Annotated in this window: 18 protein-coding genes; 1 reads left to right on the plus strand and 17 read right to left on the minus strand. The window is 63.1% G+C overall.

What is annotated here, in order from left to right; translation table 11 throughout:
- Positions 1-29 precede the first annotated feature (29 nt).
- Both AA105894_RS10595 and AA105894_RS10600 read right to left on the minus strand, forming a co-directional pair.
- Positions 30-1,637 carry a hypothetical protein gene (locus AA105894_RS10595; protein ID WP_267311670.1) on the minus strand — a complete coding sequence of 536 codons (1,608 nt, stop codon included), beginning with the start codon at positions 1,635-1,637 and terminating at the stop codon, positions 30-32.
- On the minus strand, positions 1,634-6,319 hold the full coding sequence (locus AA105894_RS10600) for a phage tail length tape measure family protein (RefSeq protein ID WP_267311671.1): 4,686 nt from the start codon (positions 6,317-6,319) through the stop codon (positions 1,634-1,636). The genes AA105894_RS10595 and AA105894_RS10600 overlap by 4 nt, the downstream gene beginning before the upstream one ends.
- A gap of 136 nt (positions 6,320-6,455) precedes the next feature.
- Between AA105894_RS10600 and AA105894_RS10605 the strand changes: the two genes are divergently transcribed.
- Positions 6,456-6,866: an MliC family protein gene (locus AA105894_RS10605; protein WP_267311672.1), complete on the plus strand. Its 411-nt coding sequence runs from the start codon at positions 6,456-6,458 to the stop codon at positions 6,864-6,866.
- A gap of 18 nt (positions 6,867-6,884) precedes the next feature.
- Here the strand turns inward: AA105894_RS10605 and AA105894_RS10610 are convergent, their stop codons facing one another.
- The 15 genes from AA105894_RS10610 to AA105894_RS10680 form a co-directional block, all read right to left on the minus strand.
- Entirely contained in the window at positions 6,885-7,523 is a 639-nt protein-coding gene (locus tag AA105894_RS10610; protein ID WP_267311673.1) for a hypothetical protein, read from the minus strand.
- A gap of 2 nt (positions 7,524-7,525) precedes the next feature.
- Positions 7,526-7,894 carry a phage tail assembly chaperone gene (locus AA105894_RS10615; RefSeq protein ID WP_267311674.1) on the minus strand — a complete coding sequence of 123 codons (369 nt, stop codon included), beginning with the start codon at positions 7,892-7,894 and terminating at the stop codon, positions 7,526-7,528.
- A gap of 8 nt (positions 7,895-7,902) precedes the next feature.
- A complete protein-coding gene (locus AA105894_RS10620; RefSeq protein ID WP_267311675.1) occupies positions 7,903-8,340 on the minus strand; it encodes a hypothetical protein in 438 nt (145 codons plus the stop codon).
- Between the two features lie 53 nt (positions 8,341-8,393).
- Positions 8,394-9,350, minus strand: a complete 957-nt coding sequence (locus tag AA105894_RS10625) for a phage tail tube protein (RefSeq protein WP_267311676.1) — start codon at positions 9,348-9,350, stop codon at positions 8,394-8,396.
- A gap of 71 nt (positions 9,351-9,421) precedes the next feature.
- Positions 9,422-10,192, minus strand: coding sequence for a hypothetical protein (locus tag AA105894_RS10630; protein ID WP_267311677.1), 771 nt, complete (start codon positions 10,190-10,192; stop codon positions 9,422-9,424).
- Positions 10,193-10,203: 11 nt separating this feature from the next.
- On the minus strand, positions 10,204-12,867 hold the full coding sequence (locus AA105894_RS10635) for an SGNH/GDSL hydrolase family protein (RefSeq protein WP_267311678.1): 2,664 nt from the start codon (positions 12,865-12,867) through the stop codon (positions 10,204-10,206).
- A gap of 6 nt (positions 12,868-12,873) precedes the next feature.
- Positions 12,874-13,884 (minus strand): phage tail tube protein, encoded by a 1,011-nt coding sequence (locus AA105894_RS10640; protein WP_267311679.1) that lies wholly within the window; start codon positions 13,882-13,884, stop codon positions 12,874-12,876.
- Entirely contained in the window at positions 13,881-14,315 is a 435-nt protein-coding gene (locus AA105894_RS10645) for a hypothetical protein (RefSeq protein WP_267311680.1), read from the minus strand. Before AA105894_RS10645 ends, AA105894_RS10640 begins: the two co-directional genes overlap by 4 nt.
- Position 14,316: 1 nt before the next feature.
- Entirely contained in the window at positions 14,317-14,640 is a 324-nt protein-coding gene (locus tag AA105894_RS10650) for a hypothetical protein (protein WP_267311681.1), read from the minus strand.
- The gene (locus tag AA105894_RS10655; RefSeq protein WP_267311682.1) at positions 14,637-15,296 is read right to left on the minus strand and encodes a hypothetical protein; all 660 of its coding nucleotides are present in this window, start codon (positions 15,294-15,296) and stop codon (positions 14,637-14,639) included. Before AA105894_RS10655 ends, AA105894_RS10650 begins: the two co-directional genes overlap by 4 nt.
- 12 nt (positions 15,297-15,308) lie before the next feature.
- On the minus strand, positions 15,309-16,514 hold the full coding sequence (locus tag AA105894_RS10660) for a phage major capsid protein (protein ID WP_267311683.1): 1,206 nt from the start codon (positions 16,512-16,514) through the stop codon (positions 15,309-15,311).
- Positions 16,515-16,592: 78 nt separating this feature from the next.
- Positions 16,593-17,222 carry an HK97 family phage prohead protease gene (locus AA105894_RS10665; RefSeq protein WP_267311684.1) on the minus strand — a complete coding sequence of 210 codons (630 nt, stop codon included), beginning with the start codon at positions 17,220-17,222 and terminating at the stop codon, positions 16,593-16,595.
- On the minus strand, positions 17,215-18,546 hold the full coding sequence (locus tag AA105894_RS10670) for a phage portal protein (protein WP_267311685.1): 1,332 nt from the start codon (positions 18,544-18,546) through the stop codon (positions 17,215-17,217). Before AA105894_RS10670 ends, AA105894_RS10665 begins: the two co-directional genes overlap by 8 nt.
- Positions 18,543-20,243 (minus strand): terminase large subunit, encoded by a 1,701-nt coding sequence (locus AA105894_RS10675; RefSeq protein WP_267311686.1) that lies wholly within the window; start codon positions 20,241-20,243, stop codon positions 18,543-18,545. Before AA105894_RS10675 ends, AA105894_RS10670 begins: the two co-directional genes overlap by 4 nt.
- A 2-nt stretch (positions 20,244-20,245) precedes the next feature.
- Positions 20,246-20,596, minus strand: coding sequence for a hypothetical protein (locus AA105894_RS10680; protein WP_267311687.1), 351 nt, complete (start codon positions 20,594-20,596; stop codon positions 20,246-20,248).
- Positions 20,597-20,866: the final 270 nt, after the last annotated feature.

Here is a 20,866-nt window from a genome sequence, read left to right on the forward strand (position 1 = left end):
AGAGAGTCAGGACGCCCTTGCCTCAGTGCCTAGACCAGAACGGTCAGGGTCACGCTCGCCTCGGCAGAGCGGATCTGCTCGCCGATCACGAGCCCGGTCACGCCCCCGCGCAGACCCGGCGCTGGCAGATCGAGCCGCAGCGCTTGGCCGAGATCGATTCCGCCCGCAACAGAGCGCGGCAGGGTCAGGCTCCACAGACGGCGCTCCGCCCCCCAGAGATCGCCGTGGCTATTGGCGGCACTCTGGGCATCGCCCTCATTGATCAGCGCGGTCGGAATCACCGGCAGATCGCTGGGCTGGCGATAGCGCAGCTTGATGCTGGGCAGATACCAGGCTGCCACGCGGTCCTCCTGCAGCACATAGCTCTGCCGCTCGGCCGTGATGCGTGGATGCAGCGCGTTGCCGCCCTGCTGCACTGTCTGATTGTGCGCGTAGCCGATCCGCCACCGATAGGGCGGCGGCGACAAGCCGCTATCGAGCGCAAGCCCTGACAGCGCCGTGACCTGGTCGGCAGTCAACACTCTATCGGGCACGGTGCCTGGCATCTGCAGACGCAGGGGCGAGAGCGTGCCCTCATGGCTGGGCACGAGCCGGATGCCGAGCCCCGAGAGCCAGGTATTGAAGATCTGCCGCCCCGTGACCGCCTGGCTCCCGTCCCAGTACCAGCCCGCCTGGCGCGTATCCTCCCATGATCCGGCAAGCCATTGCGCGGGCATGGTCAGATCCTCGATCAGCATCTGGCGCAGAAGTGGCAGCACGGTGCGCGGCGCGGCGCCCGAGGGGAAATCGCCCGTGGCGTCGACCGTGATCGCATAGACGGGCTTTGTGCCCAGCCGGACAAACAACCCGCCCGAACTGCTCTGCATCTGCCAGGTGCCGGGCGCTGGTGCGGCCCCGTAGAGATCGGCCACGGCCCCGGCATAGGTGATGCCACCGGCAAATCCGCCCTCGTAGAGCGCCGACACAGAGCCCGGCCCGTCGCTGATCTGGTAAACGAGATTGACGGCATCGATCAGAACCGGGGTCAGATTGAGCGCCGTGCCACGCAGGCGCGGCATCGAGCGGCCCTTGACGTTGGCATCTCCGCCAAAGCGCCCCGAACCGGCATAGGAGCCGACCGGCATGATGACCTCATCGAGCCAGCCGGAGACCTCGCGCAGTGCAATCTGCACGGTGAGCCGGTCAGGTTGCCACGAGCTACCCAGCCCGGAGAATATGGGCACAAGGGCTGCGCTCGCCGGGTCGAGGTCGATCTGACGCGCTGTATCGCGGGATTTGAAACCGGCCCGGATACGCACCGGCATCCGGTCGATCACGCGATCGCGGATGAGCGCATCGAAACGCCCATCGGGATTGGCGAGGGTGATGGCGCCCCAGCTTTCGCGCACCGAGGGCGAGGCTGGCGACAGATCGAGCCTGCGATCGATCGCAAAGGCATCGGCCAGCAAGGGCGGATAGGGCTGGCCAGCCTCATCGACATATCCCGCGTCGGACAGACGCAGCGTGTCGATGAGGCTGCGCCGGAACGGCAGGAGCGTGACGGTGCCCGCTGCGACCGTGCCATAACCACGGGCGAACTCGACATCGAGCGGGCGCTCTGCATCGATCTCGACCGTATGAAACAGGGTGCCGCTCATGCTGCCTTGCCTTGCGCCATGTGACGCTGCTCGGCGAGTTGCTTGTTTGCTGTCTCGAGCAGACGTTGCAGCAACTCGGCCAGTGTCTGGTTATTGCTGGCCAGCATGGCCCTGAGTGCCGACTCAGTGATGGTGTCCGCTTTGAGGCTGCCGATCGATTGCAGCATCTGCTGGATGCGCGTGTAATCGGCCGCGTAATCCTGCCCCGATCCGTTATAGCTCTGGCTCTGGGCGAGCAGCGTCTCTGCCGCGCTGCGTAGGGATTGCAGCGCCTCATAATCGCCTTGTCCGGCTTTGCTGGCGAGCGTGTTGAAATTATCGTTTGCAGCGCGGTATTGCGCCTCTGCCGAGAGGGGCGAATAGGTCGACAGATTCAGGCCCTTGGCAAAATCGAGCAGGTTACTGACGACAGACGCCGCCGAACTCGCAGCCTGGTCGCGCTGCTGTTTCGCCTGTTCTGCAGCCTGATCGGCGGCCTGCTTCGCCGCATCTGCCGCCTTGTCTGCATATTGCTTCTGAATCGCCAGACGTTCTGCCCCGAGGGTTTTTTCCAGATCCGAAGCCTGCTGCAGGTAAGTCTGGTTCGAGCTATAGGCCTCGCCCAGAAACTCCCGCCAGCTATCGGCAAGCTGGCGTTTCTGCTGCGTGGCAGACAGATCGAAATCCATCAGATTGGCGCCTTGCTGGTCGCCCTGCGCCGCCAGGAGCCGGGCTTTCACCGATTGCCCGCTTTCGGTCAGGCTGCGCATGTTCTGATCGTAGCCTTGCGCGTAGAGCGTGCTGAACTTTTCATTGAGCGCGTTGCTATCCAGCCCGTAGGAACCGGCCTGGCTGGCCGCGTCCGCATAGGTCTTTTTCAGCGCCTCCATCTGCTCGACCCAGCTTTGCTGCCCGTCGACCGTTGCTTTCATCAGGTTCGGCATGGTGTTGCTGACAAACTCGGTGATGGTCGCAACCTGCGATTGCAGATCGCTGGTCGCGAGCGTCTTGCCGTTGAGCATATGATCGAGCGCCGTGCGCAGATCGCCCGTGGCCTCGGTAAAGCCCAAGACGGTCACGGTACCGTCAGAATTGAATTTCGAGACGGCCACTCCCAGCGCATCCACCGTGTCGGCCATGCTTTTCAGCTGCGTGACCGCGCTCTGGAACGAGGCCACGCTATCAAAGCTCGCGGGCATCCCCTGCGAGAGCGCCTGGGTGAAGGTGGCGTTGCCGTCGCTGCGCAGCTTCACGCCGCCAAGCAAATCCTTGAGGCTCACGGAACGCTGATCGGGGTCTTTGTTGTTCGGATCGTCGCGCACCGTGCCGAGATAGGCATTCTCGGCCTTGAGCCCGAGGCTGCTCATCATGGTGTTGAGGCTGGCCAGCTCCGATTTAAGCTGGGCGGTGATGGTGTCGGTCTGCTTCTGGTTCCAGCTCTGTCCCATCCTGAACTCGTCGCCCTCGAGCAGCACCTGGTCGATCGTGTAGGGGTTTTTCTTGTGGCCGAAGAGCCCGCCCAGCAGGCCACCGGCACCGCCGCCGATCAGCCCGCCAAGCATTGTGCCGATGCCGGGGATGAACGAGCCCAGCCCTGCGCCAAGCGCGGCACCAACGCCCGAGCCGAGCAGCCCATAGGTGCCGCCGCCGATATTGCCGAGCGCCGAGCCGAGGCCCATGCCGCCGCCGATACCGCCGAGCGTATTGCCCACCGTTGCCGTGCCGAAGAGTTTCGAGCCCATCGCGCTGGAGAGCCAGCTGCTCGAACTGGCAACGCCGCTTGTCGCCGTGCCAGCGCCGGGAATGGACACGCTGCCGGGCTTGCCCGCGCCGCCACCGACCGACCCGCCCGAGGCAAGGGTATCGGAGAGGCTTGAGAACGTGTTGCGGTTTCCGCCATCCAGGGCATTCATGGCCGGGTTCATGAGGCCGAGCTTGGCCACAACGCCGACGATCTGCGTCTGCAGGCCCGACAGGATCGAGCCGAAGCTCACAGCCCCTTTGCCACCCTGCACGAATGCCTGCGTCACGCTGCTTGTCATGGTGCTGAAAATCCCCTCCATGCTGCCGGTCAGTTCATCGAGCGCGGATTTCTGATGCTGATAGGCATTGGTCGCGGTCTGGATGGCTGCCACGTTGTCGAGATAGGCCTGATTTGTTTTAGAGTTGATGTCGCCACCTGCCTCGAGAATGCGGTTGCGCTCTTTCAGCACCGCGATCTGCACCGAGGTGGCATCGCTGTTTTGCCCGATCGCCGCCGTCTGGGCCTTGATGACTTCCAGATCCAGCGACTGGCTGTAGAGCTTGCCCGCATTGGCCATATCAACTTGCGAGGCCGTTGCCGATTTCATGGCGCCGGTCAGGATCTCGAGCTGGCGGGTCTGCTCGGCCGTGCCGTCGATCGAGGTGGCCCGCACCTTCTCGGCGGCTTCCATAGTCTGCTGATACTGCGTCAGGGAGCCTTTCGACGCATTGTAGCCAGCGAGCAGATCCTGCTCGGCCTGCGTGCGCTCATTGATGGCCGCGGCCGACTGGTTGAACTGGTTCGTCAGGATCGCCTGCTGTCTGGCTTGCGCTTCGGCCAGCTGGGCGGCTGTGGCGTGTTCCTGCCCCATACACCTTGCGGCTTCCTCGACCTGCTGACTGACCTGCACCATCGACGCCTCTGCCGCCGAGTAGGTTCTGGCGCTTTCAGCCGCCAGAACCTGTTGATGGGCGAGAGTCTGTAACGGGTCGCGCAGTTCATTGATCGCGCCACGCTGGCCGTTGATCTTGTCGGTCAATACGCCGGTCTGGGCAGCATACTCGGCATCGGAAACCTTGCCTGCGGTATGCAGATCATTGAGCGCCTTCTGCGCCGTGGTCAGGGCCGTGATGGCCTCTTCACGCTCACGGATCTGGGCGGCGATGCTGCCATCACTGCCGCGCAGCTGGTCATCGACCCTGAGTTGACGCAAGGCGGTCGCCTGGGCGCCATAGACCTCGCCCCCGGTCGCCTTTTGTGCGTAGTCCATGACGCTATCAGGCGCTTTGGCGATCTTGCCCGACAGATACTGATCGACGTTTCCTTCGCCCCAGTTATAGGCCATGGCGACCAGTGCCTGATTGCCGTCATACTTGGCGTAAAGCCGCGTGAGCAGCTGCACGCCTGCCGTGACATTGCCGGTCGTCGTGCGCAGATCATTGCCGTTGGCATTGCCCGGCATGACCTGCATCGCGCCCAGCGCACCCGCCGATGACTGCACCACGCGGCCCTGCGTGTCATACTGGCCCGTTGCGCTTTCGATCGGCTGTATGCGATGGGCGAGCGCGATCACATCGTTATTCGCGCCCAGGCTTGCACCCACGCTGTCGATGGTCTTGCCCACCCCGGCCACATCGGACGCAGCCACCTCGCGGCGCTGCATGTAGTCATGGACGGCAGGGATCTTGTCGAGTTGCGCAGCCTCCCATGCGCGGATCTCTTTGGTCTTGTCCAGAAAGGCCTGCAGAAGCTGCGTTGCTTTGAGGGCGGCACCTGATACGCCTTCGCCAAGCCAGTTCACAAACTGCCCGAGAGGGGCGAAGCCCTCATGAAGCGATACGTTCACTGCATGGAGTGCCCGGTGGAGGGGCGTCACGCCCTGGTCTGCGGCATTGGCCGTGGCCTTGCCGACCTGCCCCATGAGCAGCCCCCAGGCGCCGATACGATCACCGCTGGTCTGCATATCGCGGATCTGCTGCACCAGCCCCTCATGGACGCCGAGCAGCCCTTTCTCGGCGAAATCCTCTGCGGCCTTGGCTGGATCTGCAAACGCCGCCGTCATTTCCTTTGCCGCGTCGGGCACATCCTTGCCCAGGACCGTTGCAAGATTGCGGGCGGTGGTGGCGAGCGCATCGAGATTGCCGCCGCTGACCGAGGGCACAGCCGCAAAGGTCGAGGTGACCGAACGGCTGTCATTGAGAGACAGGCCACTCTTGCCCGCGATGCGCCTTGCCGCATCCTCTGCAGCGCCAGCCATGGCCGCATAATCGCTGCGAGTTGCACGCAGGGTCTGGCCAAGGGCTGCGAGATGGCCCTCTTCGGTTTCGGCCGCGCTGCCCATTTTGTAGATGGCTACACCGGCCGCGACAGCAAGAGCCGCCAGACCCACCGGCCCCGTCAGTAATCCGCCCACGATTTGCGTGGCCTTGCCAAACCCGCCCATCACCGTGACCATATTGGGCACCTGATAGAATGCGGCTTTCATGGCGCCGCCCCCGGCCAGCACCTGATCGGCGAATTTATGGGCCTCACCAGCCAGGATGCCGATCTGGTAGCTCGACAGCTTGGCTGCCGTTGCACCTTCCGCAAGGGCGGCATTGTGCAGCTTGCTGGCACCCGTAGCCGCGTCGAATTTCTCTTTCTGTGTTGCCGCTGATTTGGCGATGCCGGCTAAAGACCCCGCATATTGCTCCTGCGTGATTTCACCGGCGGCGAGCGACTTCTGCAGCGCCTCGATATTGGCCGTGCGCTGTCGGATCTCGCCACTCAGCTTGGCCTCGGCGCGCGTCGTCTCATCGAATTGCCGGGCCACCGACGCGCCGGAGCGCCCGAGGCGCGTTACTTTCGTATCAGCCGCTTCCGCCGCATCGCCGAGCTTGAGCAACGAGGCCGCGTCTTCCTGTGCCTTCGCGAGATTGCTCGCAAAAGCGATGTATAGCTCGGAGATGGTGGTGGTCATCGCAAGGCTCCATGCGTGCGGCATCAGACCTTGCGTCTGGAACGCAAATACGCCCGAGTATCGCCGTGATCTGGTAGGAAAGTCCGCGCATGTCCCGAAGAGACAGAACATGCGCAACGAAAGAAGGAGCAGAACCATGTTTCGAAAACTGACGGGAGCAGCGATCGTGCTCACAGCGGTGACCGCTATCATGCCTGCGCAGGCAGCGACTGGTGATTCACTCTCGATCCCGTTGTCAGCTTCGACCGATATCCAGCGTCAGACCGTCGCTTACAGCTGCAAGGCAAAAAAGGGTGCGAGTTCAGCCAGGCTGCGCGCCGTCCTGCCCGAGAAAATCGTCAAGGTAAGCTATATCAATGCGGGCGATATCAGCCTTGCAGTGCTTCCGGTCGATGGGAAAACGCAGGTCTTCACCAACGTGATTGCGGCAAGCGGCGCCAAATATGTAGCGGCCGAATATGTCTGGTGGAGCAAGGGCAACGATGCCATGTTCTCGAGCGAGATGGATGCCAGCGCCATGCTTCAATGCCATGAGATCAAGGGCTGATCATTACCGTTCCGGCTTTCATGACCGAGGACTGATCTCGAGCGCCGGATAAGTCATGGTAGAGCCCGCCCGCGTTCTGCGCTCGCCCGAGGCGCCGCGCAGGATGTAGGGGGCAGATGGGGCGACACCGCCGCCCAGACGGATAAAAATCTTGCTGAAAACGAGCGTCGGAAAGCGTCGCATCAGGCTCTGGCGCACGCGCTCGAGTTGATTGCGCCTGATGCGCGGTTCCAGCGCCCCGGTTTCAATCTTGCGGGCGTAGGGCATCGGATTAACGATCAGGATCGTGGCACCGGCGGGCAGATCCTTGAGCGGCTGTTTCCACAGCTTGTCGTCGCAAAGCAGCAGCCAGGAATCGCGAAAGCGTCCGCTGCGCACGGGCGATGTCGAGCGGCACAAATCGAGGGCGACCTCTGCCGCTTCGCCCGTGAGGTTGAAGCGATAGAGGATGGTCCCATCAAGCCGCACGCTGGTTTCGGGCGCGTCGGCTTTGCCGTCCACATAGCGCCGCCAGCTGGGCGGGGCCTCGCCGCGTGCGATGAGATCGTCACGAGCAGCGATCGCCCTGCGGGCCAATTCGGCGCGCAGGGCGTCAGGCGAGAGGTTCCGATCGACAAAAAGCCGGAGCGACCGGCTGAAGGTTTCGGCGCGCGCCATGGTCAGCCCCTCAGAAATTTCCTGATGTCTTCGGTAATCTGATTATTGCGCCGCTGGAGATAAACGCTGTCCATGGCGCGCACCTGGGCGATGAGCCACGGGCGGTCTTCTTCTGTAACGGCATTGATCTGGCACCAGAGCGCCAAGGCGCTCCAGGTGATGCCAGAGGGGCGGGAAATGCCACGGAGATTTCCCATGGCCGCGCCTATCGTCTCGCTGATCCAGCTGCGGTCATGCTCCAGCTCGTGCCAGCATCGCCAGGGGCGATCGAGCGCGGGCGGCAGCTGGGGCCGCTCTGCCAGGATCTGGTCCCTGATCTCGGGCGCCTCGTCCGGTCCGAGGTACTGGCCGAACTCAAGCTCCCAGATCAATGCCTCAGTCAGTTTCCCACCGCGTCCTCATGCTCGCGTGCGCGGTCTTCGCCCACGCGGGCGGCGGCTGAAATGGCGAGCGCAATCAACATCGGCTGCTCTCCGCTTGCGAGCATCGCCTTGAACTCGTCGAGCGTGACTTCCCGACCGTCATCATGCTGCAGCCCACTCACGCCCAGCACGCAATGATCGGCGATTGCCTGGCCCTGGGCGCGGTCGTCCTCGGTTGGCGGCAGGCTTTCGGGGCCGTAGCTTGAACCACCGGGCTTTTGCGAGCGGTTGAGCTTGCGGGCGGCTGCGGCCTTCAGGTCATAGAGCGCATCGCGATAACGCGGCGTGAAACCGCGTGTCGTGATTTCAAACGTGTTGCCGAGCGGGCCGACCTCGATCGTTTCGCCTTCGCGCATACGGTCAGCATTACGCGAGAAATCGGAGAGTTTTGCCATGATAGTGAGCTTTCAGAATGGAGGATTGAATGGGAAAATGACGCGGGAAAGCGTCAGGCTGCCGGAACAGCTGGCTTGAATCGCCGGATGCTGAAGGTGCCACCGCCCGGCTGCGGGTTGCCCTCAATGTTGAAACTGGCAACGACCGACTGGTTTTTGCCCCCGGCATTGATCTGCGGGTTCTGGAGCGACGCATTGAGGAAGGTCATTTCGTAACCCTGGCCGAGCCCGTCGCGCACAATCACCGTGATCGCGCCCTGCTGCGCGTTGAAGAAGCGATCGTAGAGTTCGTAGTTACGGAAAAATATCTGCATGCTGCCGGTTGCGAGCATCTCGCCTGGCCGGATGCCACACCCATCGGCATGCCCCATGCCGTAATCGATATCCGCCCCGTTGCGCTGCAGCGAGACCTTGAAATCACGCACGCATCCCTCAGGTTTGACCCCGCCGATTGTAAGACCGCCAAAGCCTTTGACCGTGTCGATCACATCGCCGGTCGGCGCAGGGAGCAGACTGGCGGCAGGCGACGTTCCCTGGCGGGTCTCGCCCTTGAAGGCCATGTCGAAAGATACCTGCGCAAACCCGCCCTGGCTGAAACTCAGCTGCGCCTGTCGGATGAAACCGCCATTGCGCACAAACCATGATTCACCCAGACGCTCGATGACCGTCCAGCATTTGACGAGATCGGCGTTGTGCGCCGTGTCATCCTGCCAGTCGCCGCCCAGAACACCTGCCAGGAGATCGTCATAGGTGCCGAAGGAAAGCGCCCCCGACAGCGTGCCGGAAACATTGATCTGGGTCGTGACGGCCTGCGATGCCTCGGGAATATCGTTGATTTCTTCCGGGCGAACGCGCTGGAACTGCTGGCGAAAACCTTCGCCGGTAAAGCGCGCCGCCTGATAGGCGCCGGAGGGTGTCACCCCGAACTGCTGCTCGAGGGCGAAGGCGATGCGCGTATCATTTGTCTGATAGGCGGCCGCGTAGTTTTTGGTAGCACCGGCAAAAGCCATTGATCGAACTCCCATAAAAAAAAGCCACCCAAAGGCGGCTGTATCAGTTCTCGGGTTGCTGACGGGGCCGGTCAGACAGTCACCCCGTAACGGGCGCACCAGCGACGCAGCAGCGCAGCGACATCGCTCATTTCACCGTCCGAAAGAGGCACATCCCAGATAAGGGATACCGCGTGATGCACCTCGCCGCGCTGGGCCTGGCTGTTATCCGCATTGGGCTGCGATCCGATTTCGATCGCTATCGGCGATACGCGGTCAATACCGGGGCCGGTGCGGACCTCCGAGGCGTTGCAGGTCAAAGCCTGCAAAAGCCCCTCGACCTGCGCGCCCTGCCGCCGATAGCGCATGGCATACAGGCCCCAGCCCGTCATATCGCCCGTGCGAGGCGGCGTTGCATTCCAGCTGATCGCCGGAGATCCGGGAATACGGGCGCGTATCGCCCCCTCCGGCGCAGTGGCGGCCGTCAGAACCATCATGAAATCGGCATTGGCCACGCCATAAGTGCCCATCACGGCACCGTCTGTCACCAGCCCGCCCTTGTTGTCAGGCGGGACCGGCATCCGTGCAACTGCGAAAACTGTCAGCTCGCGTGGCTCGAGGATGGTCGTCTTGAGGTAATTGCTCCCGCCTTTGGTCGCCATGTAGGGAAGCGTCTGCCCGATGACGCCGGGATGCAGGGCGGGCGCGCCGACGACCAGCGGCAGGCTGCCACCCACCGACATATTGCTGTTGACCGCATCCCCCGTAAAAAATGAGGCAAAGACCGGCTGATGTGCCGTTGGCGCGATCCATCCCCTCCCTGACGCGCTGGCGTCGGTATTGCCCAATATCAGTCTAGCCATCCGCTCGGCTCCTAAAGGTATTTGTTGAGAGATTGCCCCACGAGGGATGCCAGGAAACGCACGCCGGTTTCCGTGGGGTGTGTCGTGTCCCAGAAGAGCAATTTGTCGCTGCGATTGGCGATCGGCCCTGTGCCCCACGGATCGATGAAGCAGTCTGCATCGATATCCCCGGTCAGGATTGCGGCATGCAGGCGATCATTCAGGGCGCGATTATACTGGCCGATCATGAGCAGCCTGCTGTAACCCGCCTTTCTCAATCTGGCGTGTATCGCCCTGTTCTCGGCGACGATCTGATCGATGCTGACGCCCGTATTGATGTCATTATTGCCGAGCCAGGTGATCGCATAAGCGGTGCGGGCCTGTCCGATATCGGCGCAGACATTTTCAATCGTGTAACGCAGAAAATCCTGCGCTTTCGAGCCTGGAACGGCCCAGTTCCTGACCGAGAGCGGGCGGCTGAGATACTCGGCGAGCATCTGCGGCCAGCACCAGCCATCAAGGTTCAGAAAGCCTTGTGTCGTGCTGGAACCGATGCAGTCGAGGCGATCGCGCAGCTGCGGGGCCATGGCTTCCGTCGCTGCCGCATTGCCCATGACCCGCTCAATTTCGGCATCCCCCAGCGTTCGACGCAGGATCGCGACACTCCCCAGCATCATGCCGCAGCTTTTGCTGCTCTGGGCAATTGTGCCCCCTAGGCCGCCCCCGGTCAGCGTCTTTGCAGCAAACCCTGCAGGCAGATCGATCGTGGATCTCTGGGGGCCTGGCGCGAGGATGTCGAGCGTTGCGCGATTATCGGCATCAAGACGCAGCACCGTCACGCCATGCGACACGTCAGGCGTCAGGCTCGATTGCCCGATGACCGCGTAAGGGTCTTTACCAGCGAGCGCGAAACGCCCGCTTTCATTACCGGCGCCACCGATAAGGGCAATGCAACTGTCATCGGTTTCGCCAAGTGAGAACGCTTGATAAGGCCGAGACGTCGGGCAGTTGATGGTCGCAAACGAGCCAGTCGTGATGACCGTGACGGCTGATGCCGCAAGCGAAAGGGTCGAGGGAAACCGCAATACCTGCGTGGGGTAAGGGTCTGTCGACCACGATATGAGGCACTCGCCCTTGTGATATCGGGCGCAGAGATGCGGGTTGCGCTCGGACAGGATTTCACCGGTCTCCGCCCTGTAACCGAGCGACGTCGCATGATTGTCATGGCCGCTCTGATCATAGACCTTCACGACATTGATATTGCCTTTCGCCGCGGACATTGCCGCCGATAGATCGTCTGCATTGAGATAACCGCGCTCGTCCTGACGCAGGGTGACAAGCTTCGTTCCCCCCGCGACGTCGATAGCCACATCAAGCAGCGGCCCACGGTAGGACGATTTGAGACGCCTCACACCATAGAGCGCAGCCACGTCATCCCCGAAAAGATCGCCTATGCGCGCAGGGATCGTGTCGAGCCGTTTCCAGATGGCGCAATCCTTGTCGGGATAGGCCATACGCCAGCAAGTGCCACCAGCCTGCCAGAGATCACCAGGCACAAAACCCTTGCTTGCGTCGTCAGTGTGCTTCGGATCGCGTGCGAGCAGCGTTCCATCGTCATCGCTGGAGGCATCTGCTTCGGGCGCCTGCGCCTCATCTGGCCGCCAGATCACAAACCCGAAATCGTCGGTTACGGCAAAAGAGGGCTGGTGATCATCGAGCAGCTTGATCGCCCCTGCGCGCACGGCACCATTCATCAACCCGATCTCAGGCGTGTTGCCTGTATCGGATCGAAAGGAACCATCTTCGGCCAGATGGCAAATCACGAAGCCATTGGCATCCAGCACGGTCAGCCCCGCCGAGGCGCCGTTATCGATGATCTGCACCGCCCCGGCCTTGACGCCATCAGGAAGCAGACCAAAAGCTGCGGCGGGGCCGTTTGCGCTCCTGTAGGAACCATCTGCGCCGATCGAGGCCAGGAGGAAACCGTAAGCATCAGTGATGTTCAGGACGGCATCACCAGCCATATCGAGCAGTTTGATCGCCCCGGCCGCGACCCCGCCCTCGGTGAGCCCGAAGCGGGGGGCATCAGCAATGCTGCTCGTAAATGATCCGTCTGGACCGATAACGGCAATGACATGGCCGACATCATCGGTGAGTTCCAGCGCCGCCCCTGCGCTGCCGTCCTGAATTGTCAGGGCGCCCGCACTCACGGCCCCAAGTGAACGAATGGTCTGCGCGACAGCAGCCCAGGCGGCGCGAGCGTAGTAAATCCATGCGCCGTTTCGGTACCAGGCGGCATCCCCTTCGTGCCATTCCTTCTGGCCGTTGATATCGGTCGAGCCCGCTTTGGAAACGACCCAGAGATCGCCCTCATGCGGATCGGACGCGAGCAGATCCGGCGTATTCGTTGAGGCGTCCCAGTAGCCGCGCGAAACGAGCGGTGCCGAGCCTGAGAGCCCCGCCGTGATCATGACCTTGGCTGCAGCGACTTCCGAGGCAACCCCGCCCACTGCCAGCTGTGCCGACAGCGCCGCGCTCTCTGTGCGGGCAGCAGCCTTGCCCGCGATCTGGGCCTCGTAATCAGATGCGTCGATATGGAGCAATGTCGGATCGCCACCGATCCTGCGCGAAAGCGCGATCGCATCTCCCTGACGTGTCTGTCCGACGCGGGGCGATGCGCTGATTTCCTGTGTCATGACACCTCAAGGAGATATTGTTTGGTTGTTATTGAGTATTGGTTCCTGGTTTACCGATATTAGTCTGTAATCATCAGGCTGGAGCATAGAGACCGAAATCATTCCGCCCTGAGATCCTCCGGGTAATGCTTCGATATCAAACGCCGCGATAAGAATTGCGCCTCGACTGCTCGCGTTGAGACGTGGATTGCAGATCACCGCCCTGGGGATCGTGATGGCGTAACCGTATCCGTCCTGGTCTGTGACCGTGAGCGAGAGGGGGCCAGCTGCTGCTGATTGCAGCGCTGCATAGGCATCATGCCCGCGCAGCATGACCTCGATACTCCCCATCGCGGCAAACAGGCCTGGGCGGATGTCATTGGCCAGGAGCGAGCCAGCACCGTAGTCGAGCGCAGCATCATCCCTGCCAAAGATGATGGAGATACTGCGCAGCACGCCCGGATCGACCAGCCCAGGCAGGGAGAGCGTTATATGCGCCCGGCTCGAATGCATCGGCATTCGTGAGGGAGGCGGGTCATCTGCCGCTGCCTCATCATCTGGGATGATAACCTCACGGGCATAGATCACATCGCAAGCGACCTCCGCAAAACCGCCCTGCACGATGTTCAGCGTAAGGCGCCGGATGACAAGGCCCTGCCGGTAGAGCCATCCCTCGCCAAGCCGCTGTCGCAGCGTCCAGCTGCGGCGCATGGTGTCGTTGCTGATCGTGCCGTTTTGCCAGACGCTGCCGAGCGCAGCCGCCAACAGGACATTGGGACTGCCAAAAGACAGCAGGCCGTTGAGCATCCCGCTTCCCGCCAGCCCAGTTGTCACGCCCCCCGCACGCTCGGCGCGCGGATTGCGCTCTTCAGGCCAGGCCCGATCCTGCGACAGGGCAAGATTGACCCCGGAGAGGCGCAGCTGCTGGTAAAACGATGACGGCATTGCGCCATAAGAGGGTTCAGCCGCGATCGCAAAGGCCGAGCGATCGCATAAAAGCCCTGCAGCCCATCCAGCAGTCTGACGCGTATCGCTCATATCGGCCGTTCTATCCTGTCCTGATAGCGGTAACGGATCATCAGGCTCATGCTGATCCAGTTGCCGGTGGTGTCGGGATCGGGCGGGTAGAGGCTTTGCCCATCGTAATAGAGGCCCTCGGGCAAGGGCGGCGTGTCGGCAAATGGCGCCCGGAACAGGACACTCATGGCCTTGCAACGGGTCAGGGCATCGGGCGTCGAGATCCTGCCCACCTTCATTGTCAGATGCAGCGCGATCTCGCCTTCCTCTTCCATAGCATTTTCGCCCATCCCAAGCCGATCTGACCGGCTGGCCTGGGCTTCCATGCGCCAATGGAGCGGCGGGCGATCCTCCGGCGGCTGCATCAGCACATCGACCAATTGAAGGCCCTGCTTTTCCGCCACGAGCGAGGCGCGGGCATAGGCGTCATTCCAGACGGTATCGGACAGCATTTCAGGCGCCTCCCGAGGTGATCAGGGTCCAGCCGCAGAGCGTGCCCCGATCGTAAACCGGGCTCGCATCGGTCAGGGTGTAGTTTTTCGGCCCGTCGCGCAGCGTATCGCCCGAGCGGGGCGTGTAACCGCTGCGAGTTGTCTCGTCGGCGGTGATCTGGGCGATGAGTGGGGCCTTGCCAGCGCCCTCGGCCAGCTGCGCCGCCTGCGGAGGCGGGGCGTAGCCGGTGACGGTCAGACTCTCCGAGAGATTGGCCCGGCTCAGGACCATGGGGCGACCGGCCCGCAGGATCTGCCGCCTGCGTCGGCTTGCGCCCAAACTCATGACAGACCCGCCTGCGCATAGCGGGCAAGGATGGCTGCGGCATCTGGTGGCAGACCGCCCAGGCTTGAATCAGGCGTAGCCCAGCTGCTCGCCCCCACACCTTGCTCGCTTTCCGAGCGCAGGAGCGGATCGCCGCGCTGCGCCGTGTAGAACAGGGCGCGGGCAGTCGAGAGCGTGGCGGCGCGTATATCGGCGGGCACGGTCGTGGCCAGAGCGTTGCCCTGATCGTCTTTCATGCCCGGCACGATCCAGCCGCCCCGATAGGTCACGCGATATCGCCCCGGCCACCACCACGCGCCCTGCAGGGGTGACGGGTAGAGCAGCCCGGACAATGCGCCGGATTCCCAGCCGTCCGAGCCAGGGTCGAGGATAAACCCGTCTTGCGTCACCTCGCCGATCGAGATCAGCGGCGTAACGGCAAGGGCAAGAGACAGGCGGCGCTCGCCATCCCCGACGCGCAGGTTCTGGCGATACAGCCCCGCCAGAACCGGACGACCCAGCATGGACTGCACGAGCGCCGTGGCCTGGGCGAGATACTCGCCCAAGGCCTGGTCGCTGGTTTGTCCGCCAGGCTCGCCCGACAGCTGCTCGCGCAGGGCGTCGAGCGAGACCAGGGTAAGCCCCTGGGCGGGGCTTTCAAGGATGGTGAGCGTCATGGTGCCCCCCGATCAGCTGCCAGCAGCAGACGCGGCGAACGTGCCCTTGATCAGGGCCTGCGGGCGATAGACCGCGAGCGCAAGCCGCTCCTCCGCCAGAATCGTGACCATGTTCTTCACGAAGTTGTCGCGATCCTCGGTCGAGATCGTGACCGTCGCATCCTCACGGTCGAAAATCTGCGCTGCATAGGCAAAGGCGCCGGTCAGGAAGCTGCCCGCTTTCATGCTCAGGCTCTCCGCCACCGGCAGGCCCCAAAGCACCGGCCCGGCAAGCCCGGTCGGATTGGCGAACACATAGCGGCCCTGCGTGTCCTTGGTCATCTCGATGGATGTCCAGTCAGTCGGGTTCAGCACATGGCCCGTTGCGGGAAATTCGGCCAGGGTCGCCTGCAGCATGGCGAGACGCAGACGGTCAATCATGGTCTCACTCTTGACGGTCACGCCTGCGGGCTGGGTGTAAGCCGTGGCCTGGGTCATCAGCCCGTTGAGGTTCTGGCCCGTGCCGTCGCCATTGAGCAGCTGATCCTCTTCCTTGAAGGCCAGACCGTAGCGCAGACGCCCATCCACATAGCTGGCCAGCATCGGGGCATCGGCCAAGATCTGCCTTGAGGCCATCACAAAGTGAGCAATGGTTTTGACGCCGAGCGTCACCAGATCGAATTTGAGTTCTGATTGCGGCTTGTTGGTGTTCGGGTTTTCGGCCACCGGGACAGCGCTATTCGTGAACAGCGTTTCGCGCACATAGTCGATTGCGCCCGATTGCGTGGTGCCGGGCATGAGCAGCCCGCGAATGGTCATGCGACGATCGGGCGTAACCTGAACGATACCCGGCTGGCGGTCGGCCACGACAAGGCCGGTCGTCCCGGAATTGCCGGTTGTGCTGCCCGAGGTGATGGCACGCATTTCAACCGTGAGACGGCCCTTGAAACGGTCGCCAGCACCGATCGCGGCCTTGACCTCGTCATTCTCGATGAAACGCTGGCCGAGCGAGCGCGTCTCGCGTGTGCCTTCCTGGCCTGCACGAGCGGCTTTCTGCTCAATATCGGCCAGACGGGCAGAAAGACTGTTCATTTCGGTCAAGGCCTTGTCGGCGCTTGCCTTCGTTTCTTCTGTGACCTTGCCGAGGTTGCGCAGTTCCGTGGTCGAGGTCTCGGCAAAACGCTTGACCTCATCGGTCGCAGCCTTGAGGTCGCGGGCGGCCTGTTCGTAATCGGACATGGGGTTTTCCTCATGAAAAAAAGGCGCTCGAGGCGCCCTGTTCTGTGTTCTGATTGGGTGAAGATGAGCGGGAAGCGTTCAGCCTGCTCGGCTGGCCCCGCGTGGGTTGGGCAAGCTGAAACCGGGGCGCAAGGCCTCAGTCAGCGCCCGGCTGGCGGCGCGAAGCTCTGCCGCCAGATCGGGAAGCTGCGGCCCCACCGGGTAAAAGCGCCTGCGCATTTCGGTAACACGGGCGAGCGCGTTGGACGGGTCATCCACGAGGCTGACTTCGTGCAGATCCACGGCCCTGATGTGGCGGCGCGGCCCGCCCGGCTCGGTGCCCTGGGCTGCCCCGTTCTTGCGCACGGAAAAGCCGATCGAGAGGCCACCCAGCGCGCCGTCCTTGACCAGGCCGTAAAGCCTGCGCCCGTAATCGGTATCCATGCCCGACAGACGCCCGCGCAGATGCAGGCCGTGCGCGTCTTCGCTGGCATCGTCCCACACGCCCACGGGCAGGCCGTCACCGCCCAGAATGCCGTGCATGACGTGCATCGGGATGCTGCGCCCCTGCGCCTTGCGTTCTGCCAGCGTCTCGGCAAAGGCACCGGGCAGGACGATATCCCCGTGCGCATCCTGATGACCGAACACGCTGCCATAGCCCTCGAAGCTGCCTTCGGGGGCGTTCGGCGCAAACCGCCACTCGAACGGGGCGGCGAGATACTCACTCATTGTCATCTCCTGTCAGGTCTTTGCGGGGGCCTGGCGCTGGATCATTGCCGGGCGGCCCCTGGCCACCCGAGCCGAGCCCGGTGAGGTTGCGGGGCTTGCCGATATCAGTGAGCGGGATCATCTGGGCCTGCACCATCAGCACATCGCCGCCCGGCATGGGGGCCAGGTTGTCATTGGCGCGGGCCTCGTTGACGGTCATCCAGCCCGAGCGCAGCGCGGTCTGCATATAGCCCGCCCGTGCCGTGCTATCGCCGCGCAGGAGGGCATCGACATTGAACCGGGCGAAATAGCGATCGCGCTCGGCAGGCGCGAGCAGGCAGCGCGAAACGGCCTGTTCGATGCGTTGCAGCCAGGGCATGAGGCCGTATTGCAGGAACCAGAGATTCATCTGCTCGAGCCCGGTGCCCCAGGCCGTGGCCTTGTCCATCGCCCCGATCATGACCGGCTGCATCCCGAACCACCGGCAGAGCGTGGCGACGCCCAGCTGGCGGGTTTGCAGAAGCTGCAGATCCTCGGCCTTGAGCCCGATGCTCTCGACCTTCCACCCGCCCTCGAGCAGGGGCGTTTTGCCTGCATTCACCGCGCCCGAGTAATCGGCCAGAATGGCCTTCGCCTGCTCTTTCTGCGGTATGGTCAGATAGGTCGGGGCGGAGATGTAGTTTTGCGAGAGCAGGCCATTTTGGAACATGCGCCCCGCCGTTTCCTCTGCGGCCAGCGCGGCCCCGATTGATTGCCGCCCGGCAGTCAGCGGTGAAATGCCCATGAGCCCGTCGAAGCAGAAACCCTTGATGTGGAAGATATTGCCCTCATCAAGCACGAGCGTCTTGCCCTGGTAGCTGTAGCGATAGACCAGAGCGCCGGTCGCCCTGTCACGCTGCACGGTCATGCGGTCGGGTCGCAGCGGGTTGAGGGCCACGATCTGACCGTCACCGCGCCGCATGATCTGGGCGAAACCATTGCCCCAGGCCAGGCAGCACGCGGCCATGCACGACCAGAACTCGATCGGCGTCATATCGGCATTCGGCGCGCGGGCCAGCACGCGGTAAAGTGGGTGATCGCGGGCCAGAGAGGATTGCCCGTCGCCCTGCTGCTCGTGCAGCTTGAGCGGCATGGAGCCTATGGTCTCGGACAAAAGCCGGATGCACGCCCAGACCGTGTCGAGCTGGAGCGCGGTATCGACCGAGACACTCTGGCCCGCAATGCTCGGCCCGCCTGCCATGAAAGCACCTAGGCGCAGATCGGTGAGTGACACGCCCGTGAGGGACTGGAACGCCGCGCTTGCGGCCTTGTAGGCCATGCCGCGCAGTCTTGTGGCGATGCTCATACGGCAATGATCCCGGTTGAGAGAAAGTCATCCATCCGGCCGCCACCGGGCGGCTCGGGGTTGCGGCTCATCAGCGTGGCGGCATTGAGCAGCGCCATCAGCGGGTCGATCTTGAGATAGCCCGCCGCCTGTTTGGTGATGATGATGGCATTGCCTCTCGGCTCCACCTTCGCGTTCGAGACGGCCCAGGCCATGATCGGCCGCGCACCGTGGCAGAGCGTGCCATCCGCCAGCTTGCGCTCGGCGGTCTTGATGGCGCCCGAGAGCGTCCAGCCCTGAGAGATACCCACCACGCGCTCATGCGCGATGCCAATCTGGGCCAGCGCATCGACAATGGCGCCCACGCCCATCGGGTCGAGCCCCACGATTGCGAGCTTGTTGCTCTGGTCGATCGTACCGAGTACCGCCACCAGCTGGTCGATATCGTCGCCGGGCGCGGCCGTGATAACCAGATCGCCCTGCGTCTCGAAGTCGCGCAGCTGGCTGGCCTCGCGCTTGCGGAGCGCCAGCACGCCCTCGAACACCCAGTTTTTCTGCCAGTGCAGCCACTGGCCGGTTATACGGTCACGCCCGAGAACTGCGAGCGACAGCAGATCGTCGAGGCCGCCGCCGTCGATGCCTGCCACGATCACCTCGCTGCGTTCGATCAGGGCTTCGAGGGTGAGCGTGTCGTCGCCTGCGCCCTGCCAGTAATCGGCACCCACCCAGCGATCGGAGCGCAAAGCGAGGCCGATCTCGACATTGAGATGCTGCGACGCCCAGCTGGCCAGCTCGCCTACGCCTTTGTCGCGTGCGTCCTCATACTCGCGCTTGAGGCGGTCCAGCGTGATCGACCGGCCCAGATTGGGCAGGACCATCGGCCAGTAGGCGGGATCTTCCCAGGGCGCGGCCTCGCCGGGCAGTTTCGAGGGCTGCTGGATATCGGGCGGCAGTTCGTACAGCACCGGCAGAACCGGCTGGAAGCGTTTGCCGTCGCGTATCTCGCGGGCGCGGATCAGATCCTGCGCGAATACGCCCCGAGGCGGGCCGTCGCTCTGGGTGGTGATGATGGCGAGGAATGCCTCGGGCTGCGAGATCATGCCGCCGCGTATCTGGCGCATGACGCTGCCCGCGTCGTTGCGCATGGCGATGACGTGCTGCTCATCCACCAGCACGCCTGCGGGCTTCACGCCGGTCATGACGTCCGGGCTGAACGCCTTGACCTGCAAGGTTGCTCCGGTCGAGCGGAAGGTCAGGCGCTTGAGATGCGTTTGCGCGTGAAACCGCTGCATCAGCGTGCGGTCGTTCTGCACCATGCCGAGCGCCTGGCTGAAGGCGAGATCGGCAATTTCTTTTGTAGGCGCGACGATCAGGAATTCGGCGTTAGGACGCTCGTTCACGATCACGGCCGTCAGCATCAGACCCGCGCCATTCGTGGTCTTGCTGTTCTTTTTCGGCACCAGGAGGAAAAGCTCCTGGATGGCGCGCGCACCTGTGTCGGGATCAAGCGCGCCAAACAGGGCAGAGAGGATCTCGCGGAACCAGTCGCCGCAAGCTTCAGCCATGGCAGGCGTACCGGGCACGTCAGGAATGCGCAGCCGGTCGAAGCAGCGCACGGCCCGCGCCGCGAGAGCGGGATTGAGCGGCTCCAGATCCGGCAGGAGGGACCGACCGACACGCAAGCGCGCCTCCCAGTCCTTCCGGCTCAGATCCAGCATGGTCAGTTCCTTCGGTTGATCGGGGGCAGATCGTCGCCCCAGCCGCTATCGATGCCAGGCAAGGCAGGCTGATCGTCACGCGGGGCCGCGAGCCGGGCATGGGCATAGGGGAGCGCGGCCTTGGCCGCATCAGCGCGGATGGCGGCAGCCAGGCCGCGATTCCGATAGATATGTGTAAGAAAAGCGAGCGGGGAGCAGGCTTCGAGTTGCTTCGGGCTCATGCCGCTCAGAGCATCCAGGCCGGGCGCAAGCGCAGAGGGATCGACCACGAGCGAGCCGTTCCAGTCCACCTGCTTCTTGTTCCGGCTGCCTTTCTTTCGTCCGGCGCCAGGACGTGCGCCACCGTGAGCCATTTCTGCTCCCTTTCCTTGATAACTTGATTTCCTTGATAGACTGGAAAATCTGCCGCTGAGCCTTGGGCGGTTGCGGGGGTAGGATCCGGCCGGACTTTCGACCCGCCCCCTCGGGGTCAGCGGGACGGGGTTTCGCGGGTGCGGATGGCCCGGACGCGGGCCGTCTTGGCACCGTCGGAATTCCCATCTCAGCAATTGGGCGAGATTACATTTTCGACATCTTTAAGGTATCCTGATATTACAAACTCATGATTTCCTTGACGTCCTTGA

Origin of the sequence: Asaia spathodeae NBRC 105894, assembly GCF_025994195.1 — a bacterium.
Classification (GTDB): domain Bacteria; phylum Pseudomonadota; class Alphaproteobacteria; order Acetobacterales; family Acetobacteraceae; genus Asaia; species Asaia siamensis.